This window comes from Cupriavidus sp. WS (assembly GCF_000395345.1).
Taxonomy (GTDB): Bacteria; Pseudomonadota; Gammaproteobacteria; order Burkholderiales; family Burkholderiaceae; genus Cupriavidus; species Cupriavidus basilensis_B.
In genome coordinates this window covers 1-7,909 of record NZ_AQPL01000512.1, presented here as the reverse complement: position 1 = coordinate 7,909, position 7,909 = coordinate 1, and the positions used below count along the sequence as shown (strand labels likewise).

7 protein-coding genes are annotated in these 7,909 nt (G+C 72.2%); 2 read left to right on the top strand and 5 right to left on the bottom strand.

Translation table 11 applies throughout. The annotated features are described in order from the left end of the window. Nucleotides 1-129: 129 nt before the first annotated feature. The 5 genes from K206_RS0133100 to def form a co-directional block, all read right to left on the bottom strand. Nucleotides 130-888: a DUF4390 domain-containing protein gene (locus K206_RS0133100; protein WP_020206592.1), complete on the bottom strand. Its 759-nt coding sequence runs from the start codon at nt 886-888 to the stop codon at nt 130-132. A 151-nt stretch (nt 889-1,039) separates the two neighbouring features. Then, complete coding sequence (rsmB, locus tag K206_RS0133095; RefSeq protein WP_020206591.1) at nt 1,040-2,401, bottom strand: 16S rRNA (cytosine(967)-C(5))-methyltransferase RsmB; 1,362 nt, start codon at nt 2,399-2,401, stop codon at nt 1,040-1,042. Between the two features lie 278 nt (nt 2,402-2,679). After that, nucleotides 2,680-3,540, bottom strand: a complete 861-nt coding sequence (gene htpX / locus K206_RS0133090) for a zinc metalloprotease HtpX (RefSeq protein ID WP_020206590.1) — start codon at nt 3,538-3,540, stop codon at nt 2,680-2,682. 409 nt (nt 3,541-3,949) lie between these two features. Further along, a complete protein-coding gene (gene fmt / locus K206_RS0133080) occupies nt 3,950-4,978 on the bottom strand; it encodes a methionyl-tRNA formyltransferase (protein WP_020206588.1) in 1,029 nt (342 codons plus the stop codon). A 109-nt stretch (nt 4,979-5,087) separates the two neighbouring features. Then, the gene (gene def, locus K206_RS0133075; RefSeq protein ID WP_029044370.1) at nt 5,088-5,594 is read right to left on the bottom strand and encodes a peptide deformylase; all 507 of its coding nucleotides are present in this window, start codon (nt 5,592-5,594) and stop codon (nt 5,088-5,090) included. A 160-nt stretch (nt 5,595-5,754) separates the two neighbouring features. Here def and K206_RS44465 point away from each other — a divergent pair, with 160 nt between their 5' ends. Together K206_RS44465 and dprA are read left to right on the top strand one after the other, a co-directional pair. Next, complete coding sequence (locus K206_RS44465) at nt 5,755-6,936, top strand: LysM peptidoglycan-binding domain-containing protein (RefSeq protein WP_029044369.1); 1,182 nt, start codon at nt 5,755-5,757, stop codon at nt 6,934-6,936. Then, nucleotides 6,933-7,909: DNA-processing protein DprA (gene dprA / locus K206_RS44460; RefSeq protein ID WP_020206585.1), on the top strand; the 977-nt coding region annotated here is incomplete at its 3' end. The genes K206_RS44465 and dprA, both read left to right, overlap by 4 nt.

Genomic DNA, 7,909 nt, shown 5'->3' with positions numbered 1-7,909 from the left:
AGAATTCCGTGTTGGCCGAGGCGCCGGCCAGCAGCGCCACCAGCACCAGCGCCAGGAACACGATGATGCCCGCCACCACGCGGTAGAGCACGCGCCGGAAGCGGCTGTCCCACAGGCTGGTGCTGGCGATCATGGCTGGCTCGCGGCCGGCTGCACCAGGGTGGTGGGCGAGAGCACGGTGGACACGGTCTGCGCGAACGGTACCGCGCGGGTCTCGCCGGCCACCGGCGCGGACGCGGCCGAGGCGGGCGCTGGCGCGGGCGGCGGCACCGGGACCGGCACCACCGGCACCACCGGCACCACCGGTACCACCGGCGGCGCGGGTGGCGGCGATGGCGGGTACTCGGTCGGCACCGTGAAATTGAAGTGGCGCCACTCGGAGGCGAGGTTCCACTCGCGCGTGTTGACCGCGTTGATCTGGAACGGCTTGGGCAACTGCGTCAGGTCCAGGCGCATGCGCGCCTCGGCCTGGTAGGTCTCGCCGGCCTTGACCATGCCGCGGTCGAACACGCGCCAGCCGCGCACGCGCTGGATGAACTGCAGCGCGCCCTTCAGGCGCGTGAACGGCAGTTGCAGCCCGCCGGTGGACACGCGGTACTGGCGCGTGAGCGGATGGTAGGACAGCCGCACGCTGCGGCTGGCGTTGACGGGCTTTTCGTCGAACCAGTACCAGCGCGGGCGCGTGAGCTGGAAGTCGACCACGAAATAGAGCGAGATGCCTTTGTTGAGCGCATCCTCGAGCGGCGGCGGCAGGTCGAAGTCGAAGCTGGCGGCGAGGTCGAAGCCGCCGTCCTGGTATTCGATGCGGGCTTCCGTCACCTCGATGACGTCGGCGCGCGCGGTGCCCGGCAGCGCGGCCAGCGCCAGCAGCGCGGCCAGCGCGAACATGGCGGCGAGCCACCACGACGCGAGCCAGGCGCGCGCGCCGCGCGCACCATGCCGGGGACCGCCTGCCGCCAGGCATACGCACGCATTGTCGTCAGGGACGCGAAGGACGAACAAGCGAAGCGGATTCGGCATTGGCAGCGGTCGGGAGCGGTCAGGGTCGTTTCTGGAAGCGCGCGTAGAAGAAGCCATCGTGATCGGAGGGCAGATTGTCCCGGCTGGCACTCCCGCCGCCGGCCGCCTGCGCTCCATGCTCTCTACTGCCCGGCAGCATCTGGCCGGGCGCCTGCAATCGTATCGCATCTGGTAGCTGTGCACCAAACCAGCGCGCCTGCTCCTCGCCCTCCGTTGGGAAAATAGAACAGGTGACGTAGACCAGGATGCCGCCCGGCTTGAGCAGGTTCCAGAGCTGCGAAACGATGCGCCGCTGCTCCGTCACCAGGCGCGCGATGTCCACCTCGCGGCGCAGCCAGCGGATGTCCGGATGGCGGCGCACGATGCCCGAGGCCGAGCATGGCACGTCGGCCAGGATGCGGTCGAACGGCTGGCCGTCCCACCAGTCCTGCGGGCGGCTCGCGTCGCCCACCACCACCTTGGCCTGCCGGCCCAGGCGCGCGAGGTTCTCGTCGATGCGCGCGGCGCGCTGGGCATCGCTCTCGAGCGCGGTCACGTCGACGCGCGCCAGCTCCAGGATGTGGCCGGTCTTGCCGCCGGGCGCGGCGCACGCGTCGAGCACGCGCTGGCCGTCGGCCAGCTCCAGCAGCGGCGCGGCCAGCTGCGCGCCGGCGTCCTGCACCGAGACGTCGCCCTGGGCAAACCCCGGAATCTGCGACACCGGGAACGCGCGCACCAGCCGCACCGCCTGCGTGCCGATGGCCGTGCCCGCCATGCCGGCATTGGCCACGCGCGTGAGGTAGTCGGGCACCGGGACGCGCGCGGTGTTGACGCGCAGGGTCATCGGCGGGCGCACGTTGGCGCTTTCGGCCAGCGCGGCCCACTCGCCGGGATAGGCGTCGCGCAGCATCTTCAGCCACCACGCGGGCAGGTTCCAGCGCGCCTCGTCGTCGCGGCGCACGTCCTCGAGCAGCGCGCGGCGCTCGCGCAGGAAACGGCGCAGCACCGCATTGACCAGCCCGCGCGCGTGCGCGGTCTTCGGCTCGGACGCGGCGGCGCTGACGGCCTGGTCCACCACCGTGAACTCGGTATAGCCGCCCTCGCCCTGCTCGTCCTCGACCAGCAGCGCCAGCGCCACCGCCAGCAGCGAATCCACCTGCGCGCCGGGCGGGCGCGTCACCAGCTTCGTGACCAACGCGCGCGCCGTGCCGAACTGGCGCATGGTGCGGTAGGCCAGGTCCTGCAGCGCGCCGCGCGTGGCGGCGTCGCGCACGCGGTCGAGGCGGAACTGCGCGGCGGCGTTGTCGATGGCCAGCGGCAGCGCGCTGCCTTCGTTGACGCCGCGCACGGCAGTCGCGGCGGCGAGCATCTGGAAGGCGAGGGATTCGTGTGGCAGGCGCATGACAGTGGGCAGTGAAGCGGTAAGGCGATGGCGCGGTGACGCGGTGGCGCGAAAAAAAGCAGGCAGCCGCGCCGCGGGCGCTGGCGGCGGGGCCAGCCAGGCCGGGCGGGGCCGGAAACGAACTGCCCGCCGTTTCCAGGGGAAGCACGGCGGGCAGTTTACCTTGTATGGCCGCGGCCGGCTTTTTTGCCGGCTGCCGGGTCAGATCGCCATCGGACGGAGCGGATGGATCGGACGGCTCCGATGCATCGCGCCGCTTCAAGCCGAATCAGGCCGCTTCAAGTCGGATAGGTGCCGGTCTGCGCCATCTGCATCAGCCGCGCGATGCGCTCCTCGGTGGCCGGATGGGTCGAGAACAGGTTGGCGATGCCGCCACCCGACAGCGGATTCATGATCATCATCTGCGCCGTGGCGGGATGTTCCTCCGCGGTCTGGAACGGGATGCCCTGCGCGTAGCGGTGGATCTTGTCGAGCGCCATCGCCAGCGCCTGCGGGTCGCCGCTGATGGTGGCGCCGCCGCGGTCGGCCTCGAATTCGCGCGCGCGCGAGATCGCCATCTGGATCAGCGAGGCCGCCAGCGGCGCCAGGATCGCCACGGCGATGCTGGCGATCGGGTTGGCGCGGTTGCCGTTCTGGTCGCGCCCGCCGAAGAACATGGCGAAGTTGGCCAGCGCGGCGATGGCGCCGGCCATCGTGGCGGCGATGGTCGAGATCAGGATGTCGCGGTGCTGCACGTGGGCCAGCTCGTGCGCCATCACGCCGCGCAGCTCGCGCTCGGACAGCACGCGCAGGATGCCGGTGGTGGCCGCCACCGCGGCATGTTCCGGATTGCGGCCGGTGGCGAACGCGTTGGGCGCGTCCTCGTTGATCAGGTACACGCGCGGCATCGGCAGCTGGGCGCGCTGCGCCAGCTCCTGCACCATGCGGTAGAACTGCGGCGCGGTGCTGGCGTCGACCTCCTGCGCGTTGTACATGCGCAGGACCATCTTGTCCGAGAACCAGTACGAGAAGAAATTCATGCCCAGCGCCATCACCAGCGCGAACATCATGCCGCTGCGGCCACCGATCATGCCGCCGATGACGATGAACAGCGCCGTGATGGCGGCCATCAGCATGAAGGTCTTGACCCAGTTGAACATTGCCTTGGCTCCGAAGAAGTCAGTTCCGCAAGCGGTTCCGCGGCACGGTGCGGAAGGCCGGGCCGGCCATGTCCGGCAAACCCGGCATGGTGATCTTTAGATAGTATCCCGCAGCCGGAATTCAACCGCCCGCTGCCTGTTTTTCAGGCAGCGGGGCCAGCGCAGCATCGGCGCCGGGCGCGCGCCCGGCCCGGTGAAGGCGACGCCGACGAAGCGGTCCAGCCAGCACTTCAGGCGCGGCGCCGAGACCACGCCGGCCACTCTGCGCGGCGCCCGACGATGCAGGCGGTATCCGGGTCCGGTGTCACATCGGGCAGGAACACCGCGCCGACGCATCGTGGCCTCCTGGCGGGAACGGAAACGACGGCGCGCGCGAAACGACGGCGCGGCATGGACGGCATCGGCGGCATCATGCGCCGGCTTCGGGCAAGGCGCAGCGTGTGCCCGGCGGCAGCGGCATGCCTTGCAGGAACGCCTGGGCCGGCAGGCGGCGCCCGCCCGGCTTCTGCAGCTCGGTCACGCGCAGCGCGCCGTCGCCGCAGGCGATCACCACGCCGGCGGCATCGGCGGCCAGCACCGTGCCCGGCTCGTGGCCGGCATGATCGGTGGCCTGGCCCGGCAGCGCCTCGGCCTGCCAGCACTTGATGACGGTCGGGCCGACCTGCAGCGTGGCGCCCGGGAAGGGATTGAACGCGCGCACCTGCGCGGCCAGCGCGGTGGCCGCGCGGCGCAGGTCCAGCGGAGCTTCGTCCTTGCCGATCTTCTCGGCGTAGGTGACGCCCGCGGCCGGCTGCGGCGTGGCCGGCAGGCGCTCGCCCGCGGCCAGCCGGCGCAGCGCGTCCACCACCATGCGCCCGCCCAGCGCGGCCAGCGTGTCGTGCAGCGTGGCGGTGGTGTCGCGCGGGCCGATGGGCACCGCTGCGCGGGTCAGCATGGCGCCGGTATCCAGGCCTTCGTCCATCTGCATCAGCGTGATGCCGGTCTCGGCGTCGCCGGCCTCGATGGCGCGGTGGATCGGCGCCGCGCCGCGCCAGCGCGGCAGCAGCGAGCCGTGGATGTTGAGGCAGCCCAGGCGCGGCAGCGCCAGCACCTCGGCCGGCAGGATCAGGCCGTAGGCGGCCACCACCATCACGTCCGGCGCGATCCGCGCGAGCGTGTCGACGGCGGCGCCGGCTTCTTCCGGGTACTTGCCGTGGCGGCGCAGGGAGCGCGGCTGCAGCACCGGCGCGAGACCCTGCTCCAGCGCGTACTGCTTGACCGGGCCGGCCTGCAGTTGCAGGCCGCGCCCGGCCGGGCGGTCCGGCTGGCTGAGCACGGCCACCACCGGGAAGCCGGCCTCGTGGATGGCGGCCAGCGCCACGCGGGCGAACTCGGGCGTGCCGGCGAAGGCGACGCGCAGCGCCGCGGACGGGCTGGCGGGTTGGGACACGTCTGTCATGGAGCGCTCCGGCGTAAAGCGGCGCCGGCCGCATCAGCGGCCGGCGGGGGAATCATGGGGAAGGCAATACGATAGCAGAGCGGCACGCGGTGCCGGCGCTGCATGCGAACTACATGCGCGCGCGCTCGCGCTTGTGCAGCTTGGACTTGATGCGCTGGATCTTGAGCGGCGACAGGTATTCCACGAACACCTTGCCCTTGAGGTGGTCCATCTCGTGCTGGATGCACACCGCCAGCAGCTCGTCCGCGTCCAGCTCGAAGGTCTCGCCCTTCTCGTTGAGCGCGCGCACGCGCACGCGGTCCGGGCGCTCCACGCGGTCGTAGACCTCGGGCACCGACAGGCAGCCCTCTTCCCACACCTTGCGGTTGTCGCTGGCCCAGACGATTTCCGGGTTGATGAACACGCGCAGCTCGTCGCGGGTCTCGGAGATGTCGATCACCACCACCTGCTCGTGCACGTTGACCTGGGTCGCGGCCAGGCCGATGCCGGGCGCTTCGTACATGGTCTCGGCCATGTCCTGCACCAGCTGGCGGATGCGGTCGTCCACCGCGGCAACCGGTTTTGCCACGATATGCAGGCGGGGATCGGGGTAGGTCAGGATGTCGAGTTTGGCCATGATGCTGGGGCGCAACGCCCACTGCTCACACATGTGGCCCGCGTTGCGGCGACGGGTGTTTACATGCAGAATCGGGGCGCAAGTACAAAAATTCAAGGCGCGCCGCAGCAGGCACGCTCTCCAGGGTCAATCCGGCTGTTCTGCCAGCCGGTTCGAGAAAATGCGCGATCTTACCAAAGAACACCAGGCGGCGCCCCGCCGCAGGCAGTACGCGTTTGCCCGTTGGATGTTGTGTGCGGCTGGCATCACTGCCGCCGCGGGCGCGGCGGCGCAGGCCACCGGGCGCGCGATCACTCCGGTCACGCCGGCCCAGCAGGCGCAGGCCCAGGCCACCGCGCAGCAGGGCATCCCCGCCGCCGACCTGGCCGCGGACGCGCCTCCCCAGTACGTGGTGCGCGGCGGCGACACGCTGTGGGGCATCTCCGGGCGTTTCCTGCGCCAGCCGTGGCGCTGGCCCGAGCTGTGGGGCATGAACCGGCAGCAGATCCGCAACCCGCACCTGATCTACCCGGGCCAGGTGCTGTACCTGATTCAGCGCGACGGCCGCGCCTGGCTCTCCACCACGCCCGCCGACGGCGACACGGTCCGCCTCACGCCCGCGGTGCGCGGCGAGGGCGGGCCCGACGGCGCCATCGCCAGCATTCCCGCCAAGGACATCGAGCCCTTCCTGATCCGCCCGCAGGTGGTGGACGAAGGCACGCTGGCCACCTCCGCGCGCATCATTGCCCTGCCCGAGCCGCGCGTCTACCTCGGCATGGGCGACACCGCCTACGTGCGCGGCATCTCCCCGCCCGAGGCCGTGGTCGGCAGCGACTGGCAGGCCTTCAAGCCGGTCAAGCCGATCCGCGACCCGGCCAGCGGCCGCGTGCTGGCGTTCGAGGCCGAATACCAGGGCAACGTGCGCGTGTCGCGCCCGCCCGAAGGCTTCGAGGCCGTCACCACGGTGCAGGTCACGCAGGCGCAGCAGGAAATGGGCACCGGCACGCTGCTGATGCCCCAGCCCGCGCGCGAGCCGGTGCGCTACATCCCGCACGCGCCCGACATGCTGGTCGACGGCCGCATCGCGGCGGTCTACGGCGGCGTGCAGTTCGGCGGCGCCAAGCAGGTGATCGTGCTCAACCTCGGCGGCGCCGCGGGCCTGGAGCCCGGCCACGTGGTGGCGCTGTCGCGCGCCGGGCAGGTGGTGCGCGACGCTACCGACGGCAACCGCAAGGTCCAGCTGCCCGACGAGCGCTACGGGCTGGCCTTCGTGTTCCGGGTGTTTCCGGGCGTGGCCTACGCCCTGGTCACCGATGCCTCGAACTCGATCGAGGTGGGCGACCGCATCACGTCCCCGCGTTGACGGCACGCACGGCAGCGGGCGCGGCCTCGACGACCGCGGCCACCACGGCGGACGCCGCCGAGATCGCGGCCTGGCTGCGGCTCACGCGCGTCCCCGGCCTCGGCAAGGCCGCCGTGCGGCAGTTGCTGGCCGCGTTCGGGCTGCCGCAGCAGCTGTTCGCGCTCGATGCCGCCACCCTGTCGCGGGTCGTGCCCGCCCGCCATGTCCGCGCGCTGCTGGCGCCGCCGGACGCCGCCACGCTGGCGCTGGCCGGGCGCACCGCGGCATGGGCGGCCGAACCCGGCAACCACGTGCTCACGCTGGCCGACGCGGCCTACCCGCGCGCGCTGCTCGACCTGGCCGATCCGCCCCCGCTGCTGTACGTCAAGGGCCGGCTCGACCTGCTGGCCCGCGCCGCCGTGGCGATGGTGGGCGCGCGCAACGCCACCGTGCAGGGCGCGGAGGACGCGCGGCGCTTCGCCGGCGCGCTGTCGCGGGCCGGGCTGGCGGTGGTGTCGGGACTGGCGCTGGGCATCGACGGCGCCGCCCATGACGGCGCGCTGGCCGGCCCTGGCGGCACCGTGGCGGTGATCGGCACCGGCGTCGACGTGGTCTACCCCGCGCGCCACCGCGCGCTGGCGCACCGCATTGCCGGCGCCGGCGCCATCGTCAGCGAATTCCCGCTCGGCACCGCGCCGCGCAGCCAGCATTTCCCGCAGCGCAACCGCATCATCGCCGCGCTGGCGCGCGGCGTGCTGGTGGTGGAGGCGGCGGCGCGCTCGGGCTCGCTGATCACCGCGCGGCTGGCCGCCGAGCTCGGCCGCGAGGTCTACGCCATGCCCGGCTCGATCCACGCGCCGCTGTCCAAGGGCTGCCACCTGCTGATCCGGCAGGGCGCCAAGCTGGTGGAGACCGCGCAGGACGTGCTGGAGGAGCTCGGCATGGCCGCCCGCGGCGCGGCGCTCACCCACGGCCCGGTCGCGTTCGACACCCT

Coding starts and splice junctions, on each gene's coding strand:
- K206_RS0133100 (WP_020206592.1), bottom strand. CDS start 888: ATGTTCGCGCTGGCCGCGCTGCTGGCGCTGGCCGCGCTGCCGGGCACC.
- rsmB (WP_020206591.1), bottom strand. CDS start 2,401: ATGCGCCTGCCACACGAATCCCTCGCCTTCCAGATGCTCGCCGCCGCG.
- htpX (WP_020206590.1), bottom strand. CDS start 3,540: ATGTTCAACTGGGTCAAGACCTTCATGCTGATGGCCGCCATCACGGCG.
- fmt (WP_020206588.1), bottom strand. CDS start 4,978: ATGACAGACGTGTCCCAACCCGCCAGCCCGTCCGCGGCGCTGCGCGTC.
- def (WP_029044370.1), bottom strand. CDS start 5,594: ATGGCCAAACTCGACATCCTGACCTACCCCGATCCCCGCCTGCATATC.
- K206_RS44465 (WP_029044369.1), top strand. CDS start 5,755: ATGCGCGATCTTACCAAAGAACACCAGGCGGCGCCCCGCCGCAGGCAG.